This window comes from uncultured Roseobacter sp. (assembly GCF_947496515.1).
Classification (GTDB): domain Bacteria; phylum Pseudomonadota; class Alphaproteobacteria; order Rhodobacterales; family Rhodobacteraceae; genus Roseobacter.
In genome coordinates, this window is sequence record NZ_CANMDB010000001.1 from 113650 (window position 1) to 137070 (window position 23421).

Below are 23421 nucleotides of genomic sequence, written 5' to 3' on the forward strand. Positions count from 1 at the left end.
ATCCAACGTGGCGCGACGCCTGAGTCTTTGCCGAGCCGGGTGCCACAGTATGACGGCGCTGTTTTTCGGATCGGTCTAGGCTGCGCTGACAACGCGTTCCAGGCTGCGCATGCGCAGGGTCAGGGCAAAGGCAAGGATTGCACAGACCAGCGTTCCCACGGCCACGGGCGTCGGGCTGCCGGTGAACGCCAGACCGATGGGCACGGCGACAAAGACCGCACCGATGGTCGCAACCGAGCTCATCAGCGACGCGGCGAGGCCCGCGATATGGCCCACCGGCTCCATCGCCAGCGCATTGAGATTGCCCAGCGTCATGCCCGCCATGAAAAACAGCGACGTGATCCAGAAGAGGAAAACGCCAAAGAGCGCGAGCCCGGTGTCCAGCGTGCCAAAGGCGGTCAGCGCACCGCCGGAGATCACGATCTGCACCAGCAGGATGGTCGAGATCAGCTTGCGCATGCCCAGCCGCAGCACCAGCCGTGCATTCACCAGGCTCGCCGTCGCGGCCAGCACGGCGATCAGCGCGAACCAGGCGGGAAAGCTGCGCGCCATATCAAAGGTCAGATCGAACATCTGATGGGTCGTGGAGAGCACCGCAAAGAGCATGCCAAAGCACAGCGCCTGCGTCAGCATCGACAGCCGCACCATCGGGATGCTCAGCATCTCGATCAGCGCCGCCCAGAGCAGCGACATCCGGATGGGTCGCCGTGCGGTGGGGGGCAGCGTCTCCGTCATTCTCCAAGCGTACCATCCGCCCATCACCAGCGAAAACACCACGAACGCCCCAAAGATCCCGCGCCAGCCAATGCTCCAGATGATGACCGCGCCAAGCGCGGGCGCGATGGCGGGCACCAGCGAAAAGACGAGCAGCACAAAGGACATTAGCTGCGCCATTTCACGGCCCGCATAGAGATCGCGCACCATGGCAAGCGCACCGATGCGCGGCCCGGCCACGCCGATGCCTTGAATGACTCGCGCGGCCAGCAACAGCTCCAGCGTTTGTGCCTGAATAGCCAGCAGGGACCCCACGCAGTAAAGCGCAAAGCCGGAGAAAATCACCGGTCTGCGCCCCACCGCATCCGACAGCGGCCCGGCGAAAAGCGTGCCCACCCCCATGCCAAAGACGAAACTGGTGATCACCAGCGTCGCACGCTCGGGCGCATCCGCGGTCAGTTCGGCCTTGATCTGCGGCAGGGCGGGCAGCATCGCGTCGATGGAAAAGGCCACTGTCGCGCTGATCATGGCGATCAACGCGATGAATTCGACCCGCCCGATGGGCGGCTGCGACAAGGGCTGCGGCACGTGGATACTCCTGCGCCGCCGGATAATGGCCTGACGCAAACTAGCGTTACCGATTATCTAACTCAGGATGCTACCCGTCACAACGCGCGATTTTGTGCGGCGTCAGGCGGCAGCGGTCAGTTCCGCAATCACCTTGGACCAGAGCTCCGGCGGCTGGGCACCCGGCACCGCGTGCTTGCCCGCCACGATGAAGGTCGGCACCGATTGCACGCCCATCTGCCGGCTGTGGGCATCGCGTTTGCTGATGTCATCGACATCCGCATCTGACTGCAACAGTTTGCGCACAACGGCGGCGTCCATCTCGATTCCGTCTGCCACATCGGCCAGTACGTCGTGATCACTGATGTCGCGCGTCTCGACAAAGAAGGCGCGGAACAGTGCGGCAACCGCCGCCATTTGCCGCCCCTCGATCCCCGCCCAATGGATGAGACGGTGCGCATCCAGCGTATTGGGCGTGCGCGTCATCCCTTCGAAGTCGATCTTGAGACCTGCCGCCTGCGCATGCTCCACCACCGGCGCATAGGCGCGCACGGCGCCTTCCTTGCCGCCGAACTTCCCCTCCAGATAGGCGCGGCGGTCCATTCCTTCGCGCGGCATATCGGGGTTGAGCTGGAACGGATGCCATTCGATCTCGAACGGATGGTCAGGATGATCGGCCAATGCCCGGTCCAGATGCGCCTTGCCGATGTAGCACCAGGGGCAGATCGGATCGGACATGATGTCGAGCTTGATGGTCTGGGTCATGACGGAGCCTCGAATTGGGCGCGCAGGTCGCTGCGCCGGATTTTACCGTTGGCGCCCGTGGGCAGGTCGGCCAAGTGAACATAAAGGCGCGGGTGCTTGTACCGCGCCAGCTTGTCGGAGACATAATCGGCCAGCGCGCCGGGGTCCAGTGGGGCGGGCCCGGTATAGAAAGCCGCGATCACGCGGGCGTCGGCCTTCACTTCCACCTCCGTCACTCCCACGGCTGTGACGCCGGGCATCGTGGCCAGCACGGCTTCGACCTCCAGCGGAGAGACGCGAAAGCCGCCCGCGTTCATCATATCATCGGCGCGCCCGAGATAGCGGATCTGGTGGTCCTCGGTCATGGTGCCCTGGTCGCCGGTCAGGAACCAGTCGCCCTGCATGCGGGTCTTGGTTTCTTCGGGCGCATCTATGTAGCCCAGCATGAGGCCGGGGTCGCTGCGGTGCACTGCGATGGTGCCTTCGGTGCCGAGGGGCACCGGGCCATCTGCACCCAGCAGCGCGACACGGCGACCGGGCTGCGGGCGCCCGATGACGTCCGCGGGCACAGGCCGCGCGGGCGCGCCGGAGATGAAGGTGGAGCACTCGGACATGCCAAAGGCTTCAAAGATCGGGGTGCCGGTTGCCGCCTGCCACGCCTGCGCCAACCGGGGGGAGAGCTTTTCGCCCGCGCTCAGCCCATGGCGCAAGCGGTGCCGGGGCCACAGGCCGTCGCGTTTCAGCATCTGGCGGTAGACCCCCGGAGCCGCGGCAAAAAGCGTGGCACCATGCGCTGCCGCCAGATCCGGCAAGGCTGTCGCGGCCGTGCCCGCGGCGGGTATCAGAGCGCTTGCGCCCACCGTCCAGGGGTCCATCAGACCGGTGCCCAGCGTGTAGGTCCAGTTGAAGGCACCTGCGTGCAGCATCCGGTCCTGCGGGGTGAGACCGTACCAACCGTCAAACATCATCCGCCGCGCCCAGATCGCCCGGTGCGCGTGACCGACGGCACGCGGCACGCCGGAGGTGCCCGAGGTGTAGACGATATAGCCAAGCCGGTTGGGATCCCCCATCTGTGGCGGACCGGACGGCAGGCTGCGCCAGTGGCGCAGGCCGTCCAATGGGACGATCCGGGGGTGCGCAGGGCAGGCGACGCCGGGGGCCTGCAGGACCAGCGCGGGGTCAACATCCGCGATGATCCGGGCGACCTCCCCCAACGTGAGCGCGGCGGAGGTGGGCACGGGCACCATCCCGGCCCAAAGTGCGCCGAGATAACAGACTGGAAAATCAACCGTATTGCCCAGCCGCATCAGAACCCTGTCACCGCAGGCCAGACCCGACTGCATCAAGCCGCGGGCGGTGCCCTGAACGGCCCTTAGAAGATCGGCAAAGGACCAGCTTTCCGCCTCCTGCGTACCGATCACCGTGAGAGCGGTCTTGTCGGGATGCCGCGCGCCAGAGGTCAGCACATAGTCAGCCATGTTGAAAGGCGCAGGGCAGGGCGGGCACGCCCCTTGATCAAAGACCGACAGCATGGGCAGGGTGCTAGACCGGCGACCGACACGTTGCAAGCCCGCCCGCCAGCGCCTATAGCTCTGCCATGTCTGACAGCGATCCCAGAACCCTCATCAAGATTGCGCGGGAAAACGGCAGCACCGAACAGGCCGCCCCCGTCGATCTCGGCCAGCGCGTGCGCGAGTTGCGCAAGGCCCGCGCCTGGACGCTGGAACAGGCGGCGAGCCAGGCGGGGCTCGCCCGCTCGACCCTCAGCAAGATCGAGAACGGGCAGATGTCGCCCACGTATGACGCGCTGAAAAAACTGGCCACCGGGCTGGAGATCACGGTGCCCCAGCTCTTCACGCCCCCGCGCGCGGGTCAGGTCAACGGGCGCATGGCGGTGACGAAGTCAGGGCAGGGCACGGCGCAGGCGACCGTCACCTACGAGCATGAGCTGCTGGCAGATACGCTGACCAAAAAGCAGATGCTGCCCTACCGCGCCCGGGTCCGTGCCCGCACCATGGAGGAATTCGACGGCTGGGTGCGCCATGACGGCGAAGAATTCCTCTACGTGCTGACAGGCGTCGTGCGGCTCTATACGGAGTTCTATGAACCGGTCGAGATGCGCCGCGGTGACAGCGCCTACTATGACGCGGCCATGGGCCACAACGTGGTGTCGGTCAGTGCCGAAGACGCCAATATCCTCTGGGTCACGTCGCTGGTCTGAAACCGGACCCCCCGCCCGCAAAACGACCGCCGTGGCACACCCCACTCAGGTGCAAACCTGCTCTTTCATCTTGCCAAATAAACTCAATATCCCGCCGGTCGTCCCGGGCGATGCCGTATCAGGGTACGCGCTCCTACTCCGCCTCGTACCACCAGACCTGCGGCATATACTCCGGCCCGTCGCCGTAAAGGGGCAGCGTGTCGGGATATGCCATCTCGGCGACATGCGCGATGCGCCCGGTCGTGAACTGCCAGAACGGGATCACGTAGCGACCTGACATCAGCGCCCGGTCCAGCGCACGCACGGCGGCGGTAAAATCTGCCTCGTCTTCCGCACTGAGCATCGCGTCGATCATCGCATCCACCGCAGGAGAGCGCACCCCCATCAGGTTGCGCGACCCCGGTTGCGCGGCGGTCCCGGAGCCCCAGTAAAACCGTTGCTCGTTGCCCGGTGACAGCGACAGCGCCCGGCGGTAGGTCGTCATGTCGAAGTCAAATTCCGCTTCGCGTTCGGTGAACTGCGCGCTGTCGGTCGTCTCTATCCGCACGTCCACCCCCAGCCGCTGCAAGGCCTGGGTATAAAGATCCGCGATGGCGAGGGACTCCGTATCGTTCTGCTGGAGCAGCAGGGTAAAGCGTAGCGGATCACCTGCCGCGTTGCGCATCACCCCTTCCTGTGGCGTCCAGCCCGCCTCGGCCAGCAGTTTCATCGCCGCGCGGATGCCGCGCCGGTTGCGCAGGGAGCTGTCGCTCACCGGCAGCGCGTAGCCCTCTAGCGCACCGGGGGGCATGTCCTGCGCGAAAGGTTGCAGCAGGTCGGCCACGGCACCGGTCGCGCGTCCTTCCTGCATGGCCAGTGCAGAGTTGGAGAAATATGAGGTGATGCGGGGTTGCGCGCCACCCGTCAGCGTGTCGTTGATATACTCGAAGTTGAATGCCTGGATCATCGCGGCCCGTACGCGCCAGTCGTCAAAGGGCGCGCGGCGGGTGTTCATCACAAAGCCCGTCATGCCCGAGGGCTTTTGGTGCGGGAATTCGGATTTCACCACGTCGCCACGGGTGACGGCGGGAAAATCATACTGGCTTTGCCACTTCTCGGCGTTGAATTCGCGCAAGGCAGAGATGTCGCCGGCCTTGAAGGCCTCGAACATCACCGAGGCATCGCCGTAGAAATCCAGCTTGATGCTGTCAAAGTTGAACGTGCCCCGGCGCAAGGGCAGATCAGCGCCCCAGTAGTCGGGATTGCGAATGAGCGTCACATAGCGGCCCGCCTCATAATCGCCGATCCGGTAAGGTCCCGTGCCCAAGGGGATTTCCGCCAGCGGCGCGTTGGCGAAATCGCGGCCCTCCCATTGCGCGCGGCTGAGGATAGGCCGCATGCCCGCCAGCAGCGCAAGCTCGCGGTTGTCGGCATTGAAATCGATCCTCAGGCTGCGCGGCCCGGTCTGGGTGATACTCTCGATCTGGTTGGCCAGACCCAGATAGCGCGGGTGCCCCTCGCGCCCCAAGACCTCGTAGCTGAAGATCACATCTGCGACAGTGACAGGCGTGCCATCCGAGAACGCGGCCTCCTTGCGCAGGGTGAAAGCGACCCAAGAGCGGTCCTCAGGCACCTCGACCGATTCGGCCAGCAGACCGTAGAGGGTGAACGGTTCGTCCCAGGACCGGCCCATCAGGCTTTCATGAGTGAGAAACCGCAACTGCCACGGCACGGTGCCCTTACGCACAAACGGGTTGAGGCTGTCAAAGCCGCCCGTGTTGCCAAGCGTGATGTCGCCACCCTTGGGCGCATCCGCGCGCGCATAGGGGAGGGACACAAAATCAGGTGGCAGGGCGGGGGTGCCATACATAGATATCCCGTGCGCGGGCTCCGCCAGCGCCTGATGGCTTGCGAGAATCACACCACCTGCGGCGACGATCCGGAAAATCGGCCGCAAAAAATCCCTGATCATTCTACCGATAATCCTGTGCTGCCCTTGTTTTCTTGGGTCTCAGACTACCGAGGTATTTACATCATATCAAACTTTTAGCTTGGCCCGCGGCGCGAGATTGCTTATAACAGATGCACTGCTCGATAGGTTTCTTGCCTGTATGAAACCTGCCTCAATAACTTAACGCCTGCCTCGCGCAGGCGTTTTTTTTTGAGCATGTCGGTGTGCTGATTTGCCGGGATGTGCTGATCGCACGCTGCAGGTGCGAAACCCATTTCCTTTGCAGTCGCAGCACGGCATGATGGCGGCAACACCATCCTATTCCCGTAGCAGACAAAGGACAGCGCCATGGCATTCGAGATTTCGCTGAAGGGCAAGACGGCTGTGATCACAGGGTCCAATTCCGGCATCGGGCTGGGCATCGCGTGGGAGCTGGCACGGGCGGGCGCTGACGTGGTGCTGAACTCCTTCACCGACAGCGAAGATGATCACGCGCTGGCCAAAAAGATATCCGCGGAGACCGGAACCAACGCCCGCTATATCCAGGCCGACATGTCAAAGGGCGACCAGTGCCGCCGCCTGATCGCGGACGCGGGCGCCTGCGATATCCTGATCAACAACGCGGGCATCCAGCATGTGGCACCCATCGACGAATTTCCGGTGGAAAAATGGGACGCGATCATTGCGATCAACCTCAGTTCCGCCTTTCACACGACCGCGGCTGCCTTGCCTGTCATGCGACAGGCGGGCTGGGGGCGGGTGGTCAATATCGCCTCCGCCCACGGTCTTACCGCGTCGCCCTATAAATCCGCCTATATCGCCGCCAAGCACGGCATCGTCGGCATGACCAAGACCGTCGCACTGGAAACAGCACAAGAGCCGATCACCGCCAATGCGATCTGTCCCGGCTACGTGCTGACCCCGCTGGTGGAGGCGCAGATCCCCGATACGGCCAAGAAGTACGATATGTCCGAGGAAGAGGTGAAAAAGCAGGTGATCCTCGAACGCCAGCCATCCAAGGAATTCGCGACCGTTGAACAGCTAGGCGGCACGACGGCCTTCTTGTGCTCGGATGCGGCGGCACAGATCACCGGCACCACGATCAGCGTCGATGGCGGCTGGACGGCACTTTGAGGATAGTTGCTTTCACCGGGAGCCGTAACGGCCCGATGGTGCAGAAGGCGGATAGGTGGCGATGAAACGGATCAATCTGGCCCTGCAGGGCGGCGGCGCTCATGGTGCTTTTACCTGGGGCGTGCTCGACCGGCTGCTGCAGGAGGAGGACGTGGAGGTCGCGGCGATCTCTGGCACCTCGGCGGGGGCTCTCAATGGCGCCGCACTGAAGGCCGGTATGATCGAAGGCGGCCGGCAGGGCGCGAGGGACCGGTTGGATTGGTTGTGGCAGGAGGTGGGCGCGCGGCCCGATCTGCATCTGCCGCAATGGATGCTGCCCTTTTCACTCTCGGATCTAAGCCGTTCGCTGGAATATTCCTGGCCTGTGATGGCAGCCGATGCCTGGTCGCGCGCGGTGTCGCCCTACGCCTACGGACCGTTTTACAGCAATCCGTTGCGCCCGATCGTGACGCAGTTCGACTTCGACAAGGTCTGCGCCGAAGGCGGCAGCGGTCCGTGCCTCTTCATCTGCGCCACAAGGGTACGCAACGGCAAGGTGCGCGTCTTCAAGGACAGCGAGATCAGCACCGACGCGATCCTCGCCTCCGCCTGTCTGCCGACGCTGTTTCAGGCGGTGGAGGTCGATGACGCGGAAACCGGTCAGCGCGAGGCGTTCTGGGACGGTGGCTACACCGGCAATCCCGCGCTCTTTCCGCTTTTCAACCCGTCGCTGCCCGATGACATCGTGATCATCAACATCAACCCGCTGGAACGCACGGAATTGCCGCGCACGGCACAGGCCATTCAGAACCGCATCAACGAGATCAGCTTCAACTCATCGCTGTTGCGGGAGCTGCGCGCTATCGAGTTCGTCCAGCGGTTACTGAATGACGGCACGCTCAGCACCGATCAGAAATCCCGCGTGCTGGTGCATATGGTCGCCGATGACGCGCTGATGAACGAGCTGTCGGTGGCCACGAAACTGGTGCCCACGCCCTATACGCTCGCGCGGTTGAAGGCAGCGGGACAACTGGCGGCGGATGGTTTTCTGGCCCAGAGCAAGCAGCATCTGAATGTTCGCAGTTCCGTCGATCTGGTGGAGATGTTTCAGTAGCGCCGGTCTGCTTGCGTGGGCGATGGTTGCGGTCAGGAGATCGGGCAACACGGGCGGGGGGTCGCTCTGTGCTTGCTGTGCGATGATCCGGCGAAAGCGCATCACGGACGCCGGGCGGACGCAGCACCTGTGGATGCTGCTGGCGATCGTCGATGCGGATCAGCGCGGCGGTCTAGAGAGAAGCGACTGTTAAAGGCATCCTGAAGCATCCGACCTTGGACCGCGTCATGGAAATAATCTGAGAAACGCAACGCTGCCTGAAACCGAATATTTCAACGCGTTGCGTGATACCCAGTGTTCCAAGTATGTCGTCAGACGCTCTAGATCTGGCCCGGCGGTTCGGTCGGGTCTTTGCCGTTGGGGTAGACTAGCCCGGCGGAGATCACCAGTTTGGCCGCTTCCTCCACGCTCATATCAAGCTCGATGATATCGTCCTTGGGAAAGAACAGCAGAAACCCGGAGGTCGGGTTGGGCGTCGTGGGCACGAAAATGCTGAGCATCGGTGCACCGTCATTGGCCCGCATCGCCACTTCGCCCTTCGTATCGGTTGAGATGAAGCCGATGGCCCAGATCCCGCGGCGGGGGTATTCGATCAGGCAGGCTTTCTCGAACGAGCGTTCGGACTGCGCGAACACCGTCTCCGAGATCTGCTTGATCCCAGAGTAGATGCTGCGGACCACCGGCGTGCGTTCCACCAGGCTTTCGGCAAAGCGGATCAAGGAGCGCCCGATCAACCCTTTGGCCATCCAGCCTACGATGATCGTAAAGATCAGGAAGATCACCACCCCGATGCCGCGGATGTTGATCTGGATCTCCGGGTCGAGCCCCAGCCAGGTCTGCAGCAGCCGGTCGGGCTGATAGGGGCCGGGCACCAGCGGCAGCACAAAGCCGTCGATCCATCCGACCACGGACCAGATCAGCCAGATCGTCAGACCCACCGGGGCAATGACGACAAGCCCGGTCAGGAAGGAGGCGCGCAGGCTGCCAAAGAGAGTACGGCGGACACCGGGGGGATCAGGATCAAAGGGCGTATTCATAAACTTACTCTAACTGGCATCCCTGCTACCTAGGCACAAGCGGCTGCAGCGACAACGCAATACCGCGCGGTCGGGCTCAACTTCCCGCCTCGCGGGTAAGGCTGACCAATTCCGATGCAATTGCCGCGGCGAGCCGGGCGTTGTTGCGCACCAGGGCGATATTGGCGGTGAGCGAGCGGCCTTCGGTCAATTCAAAGATCCGCTGCAGCAGGTAGGGGGTGACCGCCTTGCCGCGGATGCCGTGCCGTGTGGCATCGGCCTGCGCCTGCGCGATGATCGGCGCCAGCGTTTTCGCGGGGATTTCGGCATCCACCGGGATTGGGTTGGCCACCAGCTGGCCACCGGGCAGGCCCAGCAGGCCGCGCGTGTACTGCGCGCGCGCGATCTCTGCGGCAGTGTCCATCCGCAGAGGCGCCTTAAGCGGTGAGGTCGCACTCCAGAACGCGGGAAAGCTGTCCTGTCCCATGGCGATGACCGGTACGCCTTGCGTCTCAAGTACTTCGAGTGTCTTGTCCACATCGAGGATTGCCTTGGCCCCGGCGGCCACGACCGTGACCGGGGTCTGCGCCAACTCCATCAGATCGGCGGAGATGTCAAAACTGTTCTCCGCCCCGCGGTGAACCCCGCCGATGCCGCCTGTGGCAAAGACCTCAATCCCCGCCAGACGGGCCGCGATCATGGTGGCGGCTACCGTGGTTGCACCGGTGCCGCCGGACGCCATGCAGGCGGCAAGATCGGCGCGCGACAGCTTTGCCACCGATTTCGACTGCGCCAGCGTCTCCAATTGCTCCGGCTCCAGACCGATGTGAAGCGTCCCCTCCAACACCGCGATGGTGGCAGGGGTGACGCCTGCGGCGCGGATGTCATCCTCGACCTTGCGCGCCACGTCGAGGTTCTGGGGATAGGGCATGCCGTGGGTAATAATCGTGCTTTCCAGCGCGACAATGGGCCGCCCAGCGGTGCGGGCGGCGGCGACTTCGGTGGCGTGTAACAGGGGCAGGGCGGTCATGGGGCGGTCTCTCCGGACACATAGGTGGCTGCGGCTTGAAGCGCGCGGGTCAGGGCATCGTCGGGCGCGGCACCTGCCGCTTCGGACGCGATATGGGCTGCCATGAAGGTATCGCCCGCACCGGTCACCCGGGCGACCAGAACCTGCGGCGGGGTCCGCGTCAGCAACCCCTCGCGGCGCCCGTCGGTGACATCAACGCCGCCGTTGGTCACCAGCACCCGGGCCGCGCCGCGATCCAGCAGGCCACGTGCGGCATCACCCGTGCTCTCGAAACTCTGGTTGCAGATCAGCCCGGCCTCTTCGAGGTTCACATAAAGCGTTCCACGTCCGTGGGCGACAAAGGGGATCAGCCGTTCCGCCTTGCCGGGTGAGGCGGGCGCGACCCGCAAATCCGCAGATGCCAGCAGCGGGCTGCTGGCCATGTCGCTGAGCAATTCGCGTGTCAGGTTACCGTCAAGCGCGATGCGCCCCGCATAAGGCGAATCTCTCGTGGCCAGCCTGCCATCGGACAAGGGGTCGAGGATCTTGTCACCCGCCGCCTCCAGTGAGTGCGCGTCCGCGATAGCGGCGATCAATCCGTTGGCGCCCTCCACGGCCATGTAGACGTCCGTGGGCAGATCGTCGGAGCGGTAGACCATCGTGGTGTCCATGCCGCGCGCGGCGCAGGCGGTGATCAGCTCATTGCCTTCCGCATCGCGGCCAATGGCCGTCAGCAGCGCCGGTCTCAGCCCGAACCGGGCCAGTGTCATGGCGATGTTCATGGCCACACCGCCGGGGATCCGCGTGATCCGGCCCGGCACGTCCGAGCCCTTGCGCATGGCGCTGCCGGACCGGCCGATGATGTCCCAGAGAACGGAACCGATGCACAAAATGTCTGGCGAGACGCTCATGGACGTGTTGTGGCCGGGAACGGCGCAAGGTTCAAGGGCGCGCTGGGGGCCGTATCAGACCGGGCACAACATGGACCGCCCCGTCCTCCACGCACAGGCCTGAGATCATTCGGGTAGGTTCTTTTCAAAAGCAGCGGGCCTTACTCCGGCACCGCAAAGCTGAGCGCGGCCCAGAGAGTTTCCCAGACGGGCGCGTGGTCGGATGTACCGGCGTCTGCCGCCGGGCGCAAAACCACCGCATCCAGCAGGTAGTCATGGCCGGGGGTGATGTCGATCACCGCTTCGCCTGCCGCATCAGTTCGGGTCAGGCGCACGCTGACCGCGCCGTCCGGCGCCCGGTCAAACACCTCCACCTGCGCGTCGGCCCTCGGTGCACCGTCATAGAGCAGGCGCACCCGCATCCGCCCGTCCGGATCAGCCGCATAAGGATTGGACAGCGCAACGAATTCTGTCGCCAGACCAAAGGCACGATCCTCTCCCGCCCCGTCGCCCACCGCAATCAACGCCTTGGCGTGGCGTGTGTAGCTTTCGCGAAAACCTTCCCGCGGCCAGCCTGCCGCATCGTGAGCGGCCGCTGCCTTGGTGAAATTCTTGTGTTTGGCGAACTTCAGGAACTTCTCCCAGTCGCGGTAAGTCAAGGTCGAGGGCGTCGTCTCATGCAGGATCACCAGCAGGCCGGGCCTCTCTGGCACGGTGATCTGCAGCGCGGGCCGGTCGCCCATGCGCCCTTCGGCGGCGCGGGCCTGACCGTCGAACACGATCTCGAACCGGGTAAACCGGTTGTCGATCCGCGCCAGCGCCATCCCCTCGAAAGCCTCGCCGTTGCGCAGGTCCGCCACCAGCGGCGCGCCCGGTGCGACCGTGTAGTCTGTGGGGTCGATCCAAAACTCATGGCCAACAACGGGCCGAGCAGCTAGCACTAAAGCCAAGACCAAAAAACGCGAGAATCCCATGACCGTCTTTCCTATCACCACCCGGCTCAAGCTGTTGTTTCTGACGCTCTTGTCAACTGCCCTGCTGCTGAGCGCGGGCGCACGGCTGGGCGCGCATGAACTGTTGCCGACGATTGCCGATGTCGAAGTGACGGAGGCCGGTGAGGTAGCGCTGGAGCTGCAGATCAACCTGGAGGCGTTTCTGGCGGGCATCGATCTTGATGCGGTGGAGAATACCAACGATGATGATGCAGGCCCCGACTACACCGAACTGCGCGCCATGGCGCCGCAGGATCTGGCGTCGCAGGTGCCCGAGCTTGTCGCCCGGTGGTCCGCGCATCCTGTGCTTGTCGCCGGTGAGCCGCTCGTCCTCGTGCAGGATACGCTCAATATTCCCGATGATCTGGGCTTGGAGGTGCCGCGCATTTCGCAACTGCGTCTGGTGGCGGACCTGCCCGCCGGCGCCGAGACGGTCACCCTGAACTGGCCCGTGGGATCCGGTCCGCTGGTGCTGCGCCAGCAGGGGGTTGAGGCACCCTATACGGGCTATCTCGACGGTGGTCGGAGCAGCCCCGCGATTGCCCTCGCAGGTGGCGGGGCGGGCAGCGCGATGGAGACCTTCATCGGCTATATCCCGGTTGGTTTCGATCATATCCTGCCAAAGGGGCTCGATCACATCCTGTTCGTGCTGGGGCTCTTCTTTCTCAGCACCCGGCTGGGGCCGCTGGTCTGGCAGGTCAGCGCCTTTACGCTCGCCCACACGGTCACGCTGGCGCTCGGTGCTCTGGGGATCGTCAATGTACCCGGCAGCATCGTCGAGCCGTTGATTGCTCTTTCCATCGTCTATGTCGCGGTGGAGAATATCTTTGCCAAGGGCCTCAACCCTTGGCGTCCGGTGGTGATCTTTGCGTTTGGCCTGCTGCACGGGCTGGGCTTTGCCTCCGTGCTGGGGGAGTTCGGTCTACCGCCGGGTCAGTTCATCGCGGCGCTGATCGGGTTCAACATCGGGGTTGAACTGGGTCAGCTGACCGTCATCGCGCTGGCATTCCTTGCGGTCGGCTGGTTTGCCAAACGGGACTGGTACCGCGCACGGATCGCCGTACCTGCGTCCTGCGTCATTGCCGCCGTCGGTGCCTACTGGTGCGTGGAGCGCGTCTTTCTCTGACCGCTCAGCCCGCCAGCAGTGACGCCAGGGCCTTCGCAGGATCGTCGGCGGCCCAGATTTCCTCGCCGATGCCGAAGAAGTCGGTCACGGGGCGCAGGCTGGTGATGCTGGCCGCATCAAGCGCGCCTTCGGCGACGACCGGGATCTCGATCATCTCGGACCACCACTCGAACAGTTCTGCCTCGGCATGGGCGCCGTCGCCCAGCGACGACGCGCGCACGGGCCCAAAGCTCACATAGTCCGCGCCCGCTTCGCCCGCCGAGATGCCGTTGTGGCGCGACCCGCCGCAAAAGCTGCCGACGATGGCATCCGCGCCCAGTGCCTTGCGCGCCTCACGCACGGAGCGCGCGCCGCTGGTCAGATGCACCCCGTCGAGGCCCAACCGCTCCGCCAGCATCCAGTGATCATTGATCACCAGGGCCACATCGCGGGCGTGGGTCACCTCCCGCAGGGCATCCGCCGCGCGGCTCAGCCGGTCTTCGTCCCGGCTGGCAAGGTCCAGCCGCACGCAGGCCACCTCATGGCGGTCCAGCACCGTGGCAAGCACATCCGGGAACCGGCTCAGTTCAAACTCGGGCGGGCTGATCAGGTAGAGTTGCGGCTGCTCGGGCGTGGTCATGGTCGGTCCTTCGGTGATCCTTGGCCGAGCAGTAGCGCAAGCCGTGCGGAATGGAAATGTCGCCCGCCGGATTTGGCTCAGCCGCCGCTTGCGGGTCGGGGGCTGGCCGCGTATCAGGCCGCCATGTCAGATCCTGTTGCCCCGCCGACCCAGCCCGCCTTTGTCCTCGTGCGCCCCCAGATGGGCGAAAACATCGGAGCCGCCGCGCGGGCGATGTGGAACTTTGGCCTCGATGCGATGCGCGTGATGGCCCCGCGCGACGGCTGGCCCAATCAGAACGCGGTGGCCATGGCCAGCGGTGCGGGGCGTCTGCTGGATCAGGCCATGCTGTGCCCGGATCTACCCACTGCCGTGGCCGACAGCAGCTTTGTCTTTGCCACGACCGCGCGGTCGCGGGACCTGACAAAGCCGGTCTTCAGCCCCGAGGCGGCGATGCGGCTGGCCGCTGAAAAGATCGCCGAGGGGCAGCGCGTCGCCGTGCTCTTCGGGCCGGAGCGCGCGGGGCTGGAGAACGCGGAGATCGCGCGCGCAAATGCCATCATCTCGGTCCCGGTGAACCCTGACTTCCCCTCGCTCAATCTGGCGCAATGCGTGCTGCTCACGGCCTATGAATGGCGCCGGGCCACCAGTGATGCGGCCCCCCAAGAGACCCATATGGCGGGCACCGACTGGGCCAATGGTGCAGAGATCGAGCATCTGGCGCAGCATTACGAGGACCGGATGGAGACCGCGGGCTTCTTCTTTCCCGAGCATAAGGCGCAGTCGATGCGGACCAATTTGCGCAACATGTGGAGCCGCATGCCGCTGACACGGGCCGATGTTCAGATGCTGCACGGGATGCTGCGCCAGCTTGTCCGTTGGAAGACCCGCGATGGCGAGTGACCCGACCTGCCGGTGAGGGTGGTGTGGTTCCGGGGTGGAGGCCGTCCTGCGCAAGATGATGTCTGACCCGGCGCAGAGTGCGACACCCCCAACGCGTGCCGAGCGCGACGACCTTTGAGCGGGCGCCGAGCGCGACGACTACTAAGAGCGCGCGCCGAGCGCGACGACTACTAAGAGCGCGCGCCGAGCGCGACGACTACTAAGAGCGCGCGCCGAGCGCGACGACGCGACGCGCTGGACCCCGACTGCCGGAAACTCTAGGAAGATTGGCAAGACAGTCAGGCAAGGATCCCGGTGGCATGGCCAGCAAACGCAAGCTTTTCGAGGAAGTGGGCAGCCCTACTGCGGTACGCCCCGCAGCGCGCCCGGGCGCCATTGATCAGGCCCGCGGCGGCGCCCGCGGTGCGATCCGCGTCTGGCTCATGATGCTCTTTGCGCTGGTCGTTGTCATGATCGCCGTCGGTGGGCTGACCCGGCTGACCGACAGCGGGCTCAGCATCACTGAATGGCGACCGATCACCGGCGCGCTGCCACCGCTATCTGCCGCCGAATGGGAATCGGAATTCGCCAAGTATCAGGCCATCGACGAGTTTCGCATTCAGAACCAATGGATGGAGATGGCGGACTTCAAGGTCATCTATTGGTGGGAATGGGGGCACCGGCAGCTTGGCCGGGTGATCGGTCTGGTGTGGGCTGCGGGTTTCGGCTGGTTTGCCCTGCGCCGCAAGATCCCCGCGGGGTGGACACCCAAGCTGCTGTTGCTCGGCGCGCTTGGCGGGGCGCAGGGGGCGATCGGCTGGTGGATGGTCGCGTCTGGCGTCACCCAGGGCGAGGGGATGACCGATGTCGCCAGCTACCGGCTGGCCACGCATCTGGGGCTCGCCTTTGTGATCCTCGGGCTGATCACCTGGTATGTGCTGCAATTGGGTCGCTCAGCCTCTGATCTCATGCAGGCGCGCCGCGCTAGGGAGGCCAGGCAATGGGGCCTGTCCACCGGCTTGTTGCATCTGACGTTTGTGCAGATCCTCATCGGCGCGCTCGTGGCCGGGATCGACGCAGGCCGTAGCTACACCGACTGGCCGATGATGGGCGGGCAGATCCTGCCGGGCACCGCCTTTGCGCTGGAGCCCGTGTGGCGCAACTTCTTCGAGAGCCCGGGGCTGGTGCAGTTCATCCACCGGGTGACGGGCTATCTGCTGGCGATCGTTGCCGTTGTCGTCTGGTTGCGCGGGCGCAAATCAGCGCATCCCGCGACGCGCTTTGCCTTCAACGCGGTGATGGCCGGCACGGCGCTGCAAATCGCCATCGGCATCGTCACCGTGCTCTACGCCGCCCCTGTCCACATCGCGCTGGTCCATCAGCTGATGGCGGTCGTGCTCTGGGTCCTGATCCTGCGCGCGCGGTTCCTCAGCGGCTATCCGGTGGCGGCGTCGATCCGGGGGGCGCGGGCATGACCGACTATGACGCGCTGATGGCCTTCACCCGCACGACCGAGGCGCTGGCGCGGGTCTCCGGGCGGCTTGATTGGGATCAGGAAACGATGATGCCGCGCGGCGCTGTCGCCCAGCGGGGCGAGGAATGTGCCGCAATGGCAGAGGTGCTGCACACCCGCCAGACCGACCCGCGCGTCACCGACTGGCTGGCCGCGCTTGAAGGCACGGCGCTGGACGACACAGCCACGGCACAGCTTCGCCATATTCGCCGGACCCACGACCGCGCGCGCAAGGTGCCCGGCGCTCTGGCCGCAAAGCTCGCCGCGACGACCTCGCAGGCCCAAGGGATCTGGGCCGACGCGCGCCAGGCCGAAGACGTGGCGGCCTTCCTGCCGGTGCTCGGCGAGGTCATCGCGCTGCGCCGCGAAGAGGCCGCGGCCATCGCGCAGGGCGCGTCACCATATGATGCCCTGCTGGAGGACTACGAGCCGGGTACCAGCGCGGAGGAGTTGACGGCACTGTTCGGGGCCCTGCGTCCCGCACTTGCCGAGCTGCGCGCCGCGGTGCGTGCCGCAGATGCGCCACCGCCCCTTTCCGGTACCTTTGATGAGGCGGCGCAGTTGCAGCTTTCGCAACGGCTGGCGGAGGTCTTTGGCTACGACACGGCCCACGGTCGCATCGACACCGCCGTGCATCCTTTCAGCTCGGGCTCCGGTCTGGACGTGCGGATCACCACGCGTACCCAAGCGGACGATCCGTTTAACTGTTTTTATTCGACAATCCACGAGGTCGGCCACGCTGCCTATGAACAGAATATCGACCGGCGCTATCTGCTGACCCCGCTGGGCGGCGGTGTCTCCATGGGTGTGCACGAAAGCCAGAGCCGCATCTATGAGAACCAGATCGGCCGTAGCCGGGCCTTTACCGGGTGGCTCTATGGCCAGATGCGCGATGCCTTCGGGGATTTTGGCATTGCGGATGAGGAGAGCTTTTACCGGACGGTCAACCGCGTTGCCGATGGCTGCATCCGGACGGAAGCGGACGAGCTGCAATATAACCTGCACGTCCTGATCCGCTTTGATCTGGAGCAGGCGCTGATCAGCGGTGATCTGGCGGTGAGCGATCTGGAAGCGGCCTGGAACGACCGTTTCGCAGCGGATTTCGGCTATCACGTGGACAAACCCTCAAACGGGGTATTGCAGGATGTGCATTGGTCCGTCGGGCTCTTCGGGTATTTTCCGACCTACACGCTGGGCAATGTCTACGCCGGGTGTCTGAATGCGGCGATGCGCGCCGATCTGCCGGATCTGGATGATGCGCTGGCGCAAGGCGACACATCGCCCGCGACGGCATGGTTGGGCGCGCGGGTGCAGACTCACGGAGGCCTCTATGAGCCGCGGGATCTGATCACCCGCGCCTGCGGGAAAGCGCCAAGCGAGGCGCCCTTGCTGGCCTACCTGCATGAGAAGTTTAGCGCGATCTACGGGTTGTGAGACATGACGGCGGGGGTGCAGACGGCCGCCTGAGTGAGGTGTCCGGCCGCTAACCCGGGTGATTAACGCCGGGCATCATCTATCATGCGGTTTCGTTGCATGAGGGTCGCGCCTACGCAGGACTGATCACCAGATTGAACGCTCACTCTCCGAAGCGAACTTCTCGAGGTCCAGTCGGTTTGGCTTCGGGGTGAAGCGAAGACACGTACCCGTAACCTAGCAAAAAAAGACCTTCAAACCGGCTCTAGCTCCACTTCCGGAGGGTAGGACGTCTCCCGTAGATACCTTGCTTTCCGCCAGCGGGCGGTTCAGTTGCTCGGCAGGTATCACCATGGGGGCGGGTCTGAACCGCCATGTATCGTTGCAAGGTGCTTACCGGTGACATCGGGTCTCCGCCTCCGGGACACTCGCCGCCAGATTTGTCGCCAGAAGAGCGGTGATATCCGTCCACCGGCCCCCTCCCTTGATCACGTCACCATATTCGTGTCGGTGTCACTCAAAGCTGGCGAAGGGGGATCCGGGACGGCAAACCGGTCAGAGCAGCGCCATGCGTTCCGCGCGCTCCATATCGGGGTAGGGACGATAGAGCGCGAATTCCGCCTTCTGGATCAGGTCGTTCACTGCGCGGTGCATCTGTTCAACATCGTCGTCGTGCTGGCCGGTCAGGCGAAAGGCTTGCTCCAGCTGTTCCAGCCCGTCTACTTCGATCTCCAGCAGGAAATCCCGGTAGCAGTCCGCCGCCAGATTGAGTTTGCGCCGCAAAAGCCGCCAGTCACCGATCACACCCTCGGACTGCAGATGGCCCATCCAGTCTTCCAGTGCTTTGGCAAAGAGCAAAGCCTTGGCGTCGTCTTTCAGCGTAATCATCGAGCAATACAGGTTCATCGGCAGGCACCTCGCACACATCTTTGCAGCCATGGTGGCCCAAAATGCTTGAAGTGCGGTTAAAATGCGCCCTGCCAGACCGCGCCCCTATTCCTCGGGCGTGCCTTCCGCGTCCTCACCCTGATCGGCGATCCAGGCGACGCTGACGACTTCCTCACCTTTGCCCGTGTTGAACACCTTGACCCCGCCAGCGGACCGGGACCGGAACGAGATGCCGTCAACCGGTACCCGGATTGACTGACCCTTGGAGGTGGCGAGCATGATCTGATCATCCATCTCAACAGGGAAAGACGCGACCAGCGCACCGCTGCGCATCGCCTTGTCCATGGCCTGAACGCCCATGCCGCCGCGCCCGCGCACAGGGTAGTCATGGCTGGAGCTGAGCTTGCCCGCGCCGCCGGTTGTCAGCGTCAGAATGAGGTTCTCCGCCGCCGACATCTCGGCGTAGCGCTCCTGGCTGATCGTCGCGTTGGCATCGGTTTCCTCCTCGTCGGAGGTCGCATCCGCATCGTCTGCGAGACCTGCCATGGCTCGGCGCATTTTCAGGTAGGCCGCGCGCTCATCCGAGGTCGCATCGAAGTGCCGGATCACGGACATGGAGACGACCTTGTCCTGGCCGCTGAGTTTGACGCCGCGCACGCCCACCGAACTGCGCGAATTAAAGACCCGCACATCCGTGGACGGAAAGCGGATCGCGCGCCCAGAGGCCGTCACCAGCATCACATCATCGTCCGGCGAGGCGATGCGCGCGTTGATCAGCGTGGTCTCGGCATGCTCGTCCTCGAACTTCATGGCGATCTTGCCGTTACGCATCACGTTGGTGAAATCACTCAGCGCATTGCGCCGGACCGTTCCGGCAGAGGTGGCAAAGACAATCTGCAGCTCGGACCAGTCCTTCTCCTCCCGGTCGATGGGCAGGATCGCCGCAATCGAGACACCCGTGGGGATCGGCAGGATATTGACGATGGCCTTGCCTTTGGAGGTGCGTCCGCCCTGCGGCAGCCGCCAGGTCTTGAGCTTGTAGGCCATCCCGTCGGTGGTGAAAAACAAAAGCTGCGTATGGGTGTTGGCCACGAAGAGCGTGGTGACCACGTCGTCTTCTTTCAGCGTGCCACCCGACAGCCCCTTGCCGCCGCGCTTCTGGCTGCGGAAATCGGCCAGCGGAGTGCGTTTGATGTAACCACCCGCGGTCACGGTCACGACCATATCCTCACGCGCGATGAGGTCCTCATCCTCCATGTCGCCGGACCAGTCCACGATCTCCGTCCGGCGTGGCACGGCGAAAAGGTCGCGCACCTCGCGCAGCTCATCGGCGATAATGCCCATGATCCGGTCGCGGCTCCCAAGAATTTCGAGGTATTCCTTGATCTTACCCGCCAGCTCTTCGAGCTCGTCGGTGACTTCCTTCACACCGATCTGGGTGAGGCGCTGGAGCCGTAATTCGAGGATCGCACGGGCCTGCGCTTCGGAGAGGTTATAGGTGCCGTCGTCATTGGCAGTGTGGGTCGGGTCATCAATCAGCGCGATATAGGGCAGGATGTCCGCTGCGGGCCAGCGCCGGGTCATCAGCTTTTCGCGCGCCTCGGCGGCGTCAGCGGAGGCGCGGATAGTGGCCACAATCTCGTCGATATTGGTGACTGCGACTGCCAGACCACAGAGGATATGGCTGCGCTCGCGCGCCTTGCGCAAGAGATATGCGGTGCGCCGCGCCACCACATCCTCGCGGAAGTCGATGAAGGAGGTCAGGAACTTGCGCAGGGTCAGCTGCTCAGGCCGTCCACCGTTCAGCGCCAGCATGTTGCAGCCGAAATAGGTCTGCATGGGGGTGAACCGGTAGAGCTGGTTCAGCACCACCTCTGCCGTGGCGTCGCGTTTCAGCTCAACGACAACGCGCACGCCGTTGCGGTCGCTTTCGTCCTGCACATGGGCAATGCCGTCGATCTTCTTTTCGCGTGCCTGCTCGGCGATCCGCTCGATCATGGTGGATTTATTCACCTGATAGGGGATCTCATCGACGATGATGGCCCAGCGGTCCTTGCGGATCTCTTCGATCCGCGTGCGCGCCCGCACGATGACCGATCCGCGCCCCTCCAGATAGGCTTTGCGCGCGCCGGAGCGGCCGAGCATGATGCCGCCGGTGGGGAAATCGGGCCCGGGCACATGCTCGATCAGCTGCTCTGAGGTCAGGTCCGGGTCCTCGATCAGCGCCAGCGTGGCATCCACCACCTCGCCCAGGTTGTGGGGTGGGATGTTCGTGGCCATGCCCACGGCAATGCCGCCTGCACCATTGACCAGCATGTTGGGAAAGCGGGCGGGCAGGACCGTGGGCTCCTGCTGCTTGCCGTCGTAGTTGTCCTGAAAATCAACCGTGTCCTTGTCGATATCCGCCAGCAGGTAGGCGGCGGGCTTGTCCATGCGCACCTCGGTATAGCGCATGGCGGCGGGGTTATCGCCGTCCATCGAGCCGAAGTTGCCCTGACCATCGAGCAGCGGCAGCGACATGGAGAAATCCTGCGCCATGCGCACCAGCGCATCATAGATCGCTGAGTCCCCATGGGGGTGATACTGACCCATCACATCGCCTACGGGACGGGCGGATTTGCGGTAGGCCTTGTCATGGGTGTTGCCCGTCTCGTGCATGGCAAAGAGGATCCGCCGGTGCACCGGTTTCAACCCGTCGCGCAGATCCGGGATGGCGCGGCTGACGATGACCGACATGGCATAGTCCAGATAGGACGTGCGCATCTCATGCTCGATGCTGACGGACGGGCCATCGTAGGCCGGGCGCTCCGGTCTCATTTCATCATCGTTTTCAGGAGGTTGTGGTGTGTCGCTCACGCTGGCTGCCCAATTTTTCCGCAGGTCTATATCTAGTGGTTTTAGCGTATCAGAGCCAGCACATAGAGTGCAATGCCTCAGATCATCCGGTCTTGGCAGCCAGCGCTTTGAAGTGATAACAGACTGTTTTCATTGAAAAGTAATTCGTTGCTGGCATTCTGATGTGATCAAGCAGTCAAGAGGATGAAAAATTGCCCCGAACGGAAACCGAACTGATGCTGAAAGGGTACGGGCTGACCACGGCGGAATTCTTCTACCATATGCCGGATTATGCCCATGTGCTGAACACCTTTGTCTGGCAGGAGTATGATCTGGCACCGGATCATCCGCGTCTCTTTGAGTTCGTGGAATTCTGGCAGTCGGAGATCGAGGGCCCCCTGCACTCGGTCCGCTTCACTCACCGCAAGATGATCAGCCCCGGCGAATGGCGCAACGTGACGGGGGAGTTTACCCTGCACTGAGCCTGCCGCGACCAGGGTTTTTCGAAAAACCCTGAAAGGCGCGGGCCCAAGCGATATGGCGGATCAAAAAGGGGTTGCGCCTCTTTCCGCCGGGTCGTGACAGGCTGCGGGATCGTCTATCAATCGACGCTCAGCGGCGGTGGCTGTCTCTGATCAGTCTGCAGCGCCTGTTGGCCCGGGCGCCAAGGTTTTTCGAAAAACCTTGTTGCGCGGTTGCGCAGTCGCAACGAGGGGCGGTGAGCGGCGTAGCGGCGGGCCTCAGGCCGAACAGCTGGCCCCGCCCAGCACACAGAACTTTGCGCAATGGGGGTGGTTGAGGGCTACGTCCCCTTCCGCCTCGGCCAAGGTCGCGCCGAGCTCGAACTCGGGGCTATAGGGCAGCAGCGTGCAGGCCAGCACCGACGGCCCCGCGGCCCCCTTGCGCTTGACCACCATCCGCGACGACGCACACATCAGCGCATCGGGCGACTTGTTCAGAATACCCCAGCAGGCTGTCGTGATCTCGGGCACTTCGACGCTCTCGTCCATCTCGGGGAACAGCACCGTCATAGCGGGATCCTGCGCGTCTATGGGGAACCCGTGCTCCGCAAAGAACGTAGCATAGCCTGCCCGACTCTCCGCCTCGCTGTGCGCCATGATCGACCGGCCCGCAACGGCCATTCGGATGCCCGCATCGCGCAGCCACTGCATGCCCAGCAGGGTCTTGTCGAAGGCTCCCGCGCCGCGTTCTGCATCGTGCAGATCCGCATCGTAGTGATCGACCGATATGCGCAGCGTCAGCTTGCCCGGATAGGTCTCGTTCAACCGCACCAGCCCGTCCTGCATGGATTTGCGCATCATCGGGCGCATGGCATTGGTCAGGATCAGCACCTCGAACCCCCGCGCCAGAGCGCGGTCCGCCATCTCGATCATCTGAGGGTTTATAAAGGGCTCGCCGCCGGTAAAGGCGATCTCGTGGACAGGCCAGCCGCGCGCCGCGATCTGATCCAGATAGGCGCTGACCTCATCTGCCGTGATATAGACGAGCCGATCGTTGGATGGGCTGCTCTCGATGTAGCAGTTTACGCATGCGATGTTGCACAGGGTCCCGGTGTTGAACCACAGCGTCTTGGGCCGGGTCAGCGCCACTGTTGCGCGCGCCGCACCGTCGGCCGTGCGGTCGGGGTCGGTGAATTTTCCGGCATTCGCCAGCGCGAGATCTTTCATAACGTTGATCGTCCTTGCGGCTCGTGTTGCAGTGGCACTCTTTTAGCGGGTAAACAAAGGCAGGAAACCCGGTTTTCTTTTCTGGGCACGCTCTTGTGATCTGGCGCGTGGCAAGGCATGTTTGCGCTAACGATCACCGGGGCCGATGACCCTGATGCGAAGGACAAG

General features: G+C 63.9%; 20 protein-coding genes. 8 read left to right on the plus strand and 12 right to left on the minus strand.

The window, feature by feature from the left end; translation table 11 throughout:
* Positions 1–75: 75 nt before the first annotated feature.
* The 3 genes from Q1A53_RS00610 to Q1A53_RS00620 form a co-directional block, all read right to left on the minus strand.
* Complete coding sequence (locus tag Q1A53_RS00610) at positions 76–1302, minus strand: MFS transporter (RefSeq protein WP_366872213.1); 1227 nt, start codon at positions 1300–1302, stop codon at positions 76–78.
* Positions 1303–1404: 102 nt separating this feature from the next.
* Complete coding sequence (locus Q1A53_RS00615; protein WP_299961943.1) at positions 1405–2046, minus strand: DsbA family oxidoreductase; 642 nt, start codon at positions 2044–2046, stop codon at positions 1405–1407.
* Complete coding sequence (locus Q1A53_RS00620; protein WP_299961945.1) at positions 2043–3557, minus strand: class I adenylate-forming enzyme family protein; 1515 nt, start codon at positions 3555–3557, stop codon at positions 2043–2045. Before Q1A53_RS00620 ends, Q1A53_RS00615 begins: the two co-directional genes overlap by 4 nt.
* 65 nt (positions 3558–3622) lie before the next feature.
* Here Q1A53_RS00620 and Q1A53_RS00625 point away from each other — a divergent pair, with 65 nt between their 5' ends.
* Positions 3623–4246, plus strand: a complete 624-nt coding sequence (locus tag Q1A53_RS00625) for an XRE family transcriptional regulator (protein WP_299961947.1) — start codon at positions 3623–3625, stop codon at positions 4244–4246.
* 133 nt (positions 4247–4379) lie between these two features.
* Here the strand turns inward: Q1A53_RS00625 and Q1A53_RS00630 are convergent, their stop codons facing one another.
* Positions 4380–6095, minus strand: a complete 1716-nt coding sequence (locus tag Q1A53_RS00630; RefSeq protein WP_299963024.1) for an extracellular solute-binding protein — start codon at positions 6093–6095, stop codon at positions 4380–4382.
* A gap of 441 nt (positions 6096–6536) precedes the next feature.
* On the opposite strand from Q1A53_RS00630, the gene Q1A53_RS00635 reads away from it, so the two are divergent.
* Both Q1A53_RS00635 and Q1A53_RS00640 read left to right on the plus strand, forming a co-directional pair.
* Positions 6537–7310, plus strand: a complete 774-nt coding sequence (locus tag Q1A53_RS00635; protein WP_366872308.1) for a 3-hydroxybutyrate dehydrogenase — start codon at positions 6537–6539, stop codon at positions 7308–7310.
* 61 nt (positions 7311–7371) lie between these two features.
* Positions 7372–8403, plus strand: coding sequence for a patatin-like phospholipase family protein (locus Q1A53_RS00640; RefSeq protein ID WP_299961951.1), 1032 nt, complete (start codon positions 7372–7374; stop codon positions 8401–8403).
* Between the two features lie 320 nt (positions 8404–8723).
* Here the strand turns inward: Q1A53_RS00640 and Q1A53_RS00645 are convergent, their stop codons facing one another.
* The 4 genes from Q1A53_RS00645 to Q1A53_RS00660 form a co-directional block, all read right to left on the minus strand.
* Positions 8724–9440: a DUF502 domain-containing protein gene (locus Q1A53_RS00645; protein ID WP_299961953.1), complete on the minus strand. Its 717-nt coding sequence runs from the start codon at positions 9438–9440 to the stop codon at positions 8724–8726.
* A 76-nt stretch (positions 9441–9516) separates the two neighbouring features.
* Positions 9517–10449, minus strand: coding sequence for a pseudouridine-5'-phosphate glycosidase (locus Q1A53_RS00650; RefSeq protein WP_299961955.1), 933 nt, complete (start codon positions 10447–10449; stop codon positions 9517–9519).
* The gene (locus Q1A53_RS00655; RefSeq protein WP_299961957.1) at positions 10446–11339 is read right to left on the minus strand and encodes a PfkB family carbohydrate kinase; all 894 of its coding nucleotides are present in this window, start codon (positions 11337–11339) and stop codon (positions 10446–10448) included. Before Q1A53_RS00655 ends, Q1A53_RS00650 begins: the two co-directional genes overlap by 4 nt.
* 140 nt (positions 11340–11479) lie before the next feature.
* Positions 11480–12292 carry a DUF4198 domain-containing protein gene (locus Q1A53_RS00660; protein ID WP_299961959.1) on the minus strand — a complete coding sequence of 271 codons (813 nt, stop codon included), beginning with the start codon at positions 12290–12292 and terminating at the stop codon, positions 11480–11482.
* Here Q1A53_RS00660 and Q1A53_RS00665 point away from each other — a divergent pair.
* The gene (locus tag Q1A53_RS00665) at positions 12291–13436 is read left to right on the plus strand and encodes a HupE/UreJ family protein (protein WP_299961961.1); all 1146 of its coding nucleotides are present in this window, start codon (positions 12291–12293) and stop codon (positions 13434–13436) included. The genes Q1A53_RS00660 and Q1A53_RS00665 overlap by 2 nt on opposite strands.
* Positions 13437–13440: 4 nt before the next feature.
* On the opposite strand, the gene Q1A53_RS00670 is transcribed toward Q1A53_RS00665, so the two are convergent.
* Positions 13441–14055, minus strand: a complete 615-nt coding sequence (locus Q1A53_RS00670; protein WP_299961963.1) for a thiamine phosphate synthase — start codon at positions 14053–14055, stop codon at positions 13441–13443.
* Positions 14056–14178: 123 nt separating this feature from the next.
* Here Q1A53_RS00670 and Q1A53_RS00675 point away from each other — a divergent pair, with 123 nt between their 5' ends.
* The 3 genes from Q1A53_RS00675 to Q1A53_RS00685 all read left to right on the plus strand — a co-directional run bounded on the left by Q1A53_RS00675 (position 14179) and on the right by Q1A53_RS00685 (position 17863).
* Positions 14179–14937, plus strand: coding sequence for an RNA methyltransferase (locus Q1A53_RS00675; protein ID WP_299961965.1), 759 nt, complete (start codon positions 14179–14181; stop codon positions 14935–14937).
* Between the two features lie 299 nt (positions 14938–15236).
* Positions 15237–16391 (plus strand): heme A synthase, encoded by a 1155-nt coding sequence (ctaA, locus tag Q1A53_RS00680; RefSeq protein ID WP_299961967.1) that lies wholly within the window; start codon positions 15237–15239, stop codon positions 16389–16391.
* On the plus strand, positions 16388–17863 hold the full coding sequence (locus Q1A53_RS00685) for a carboxypeptidase M32 (protein ID WP_299961969.1): 1476 nt from the start codon (positions 16388–16390) through the stop codon (positions 17861–17863). The genes ctaA and Q1A53_RS00685 overlap by 4 nt, the downstream gene beginning before the upstream one ends.
* Before the next feature lie 534 nt (positions 17864–18397).
* Here the strand turns inward: Q1A53_RS00685 and Q1A53_RS00690 are convergent.
* Together Q1A53_RS00690 and gyrA are read right to left on the minus strand one after the other, a co-directional pair.
* Positions 18398–18748, minus strand: coding sequence for a DUF6614 family protein (locus Q1A53_RS00690; protein WP_299961971.1), 351 nt, complete (start codon positions 18746–18748; stop codon positions 18398–18400).
* An 87-nt stretch (positions 18749–18835) separates the two neighbouring features.
* On the minus strand, positions 18836–21547 hold the full coding sequence (gene gyrA, locus Q1A53_RS00695) for a DNA gyrase subunit A (protein ID WP_299961973.1): 2712 nt from the start codon (positions 21545–21547) through the stop codon (positions 18836–18838).
* 230 nt (positions 21548–21777) lie between these two features.
* Here gyrA and Q1A53_RS00700 point away from each other — a divergent pair, with 230 nt between their 5' ends.
* Positions 21778–22047 carry an usg protein gene (locus Q1A53_RS00700; protein WP_299961975.1) on the plus strand — a complete coding sequence of 90 codons (270 nt, stop codon included), beginning with the start codon at positions 21778–21780 and terminating at the stop codon, positions 22045–22047.
* Positions 22048–22305: 258 nt separating this feature from the next.
* Here the strand turns inward: Q1A53_RS00700 and Q1A53_RS00705 are convergent, their stop codons facing one another.
* The gene (locus tag Q1A53_RS00705; RefSeq protein WP_299961977.1) at positions 22306–23253 is read right to left on the minus strand and encodes a radical SAM protein; all 948 of its coding nucleotides are present in this window, start codon (positions 23251–23253) and stop codon (positions 22306–22308) included.
* Between the last annotated feature and the right edge of the window lie 168 nt (positions 23254–23421).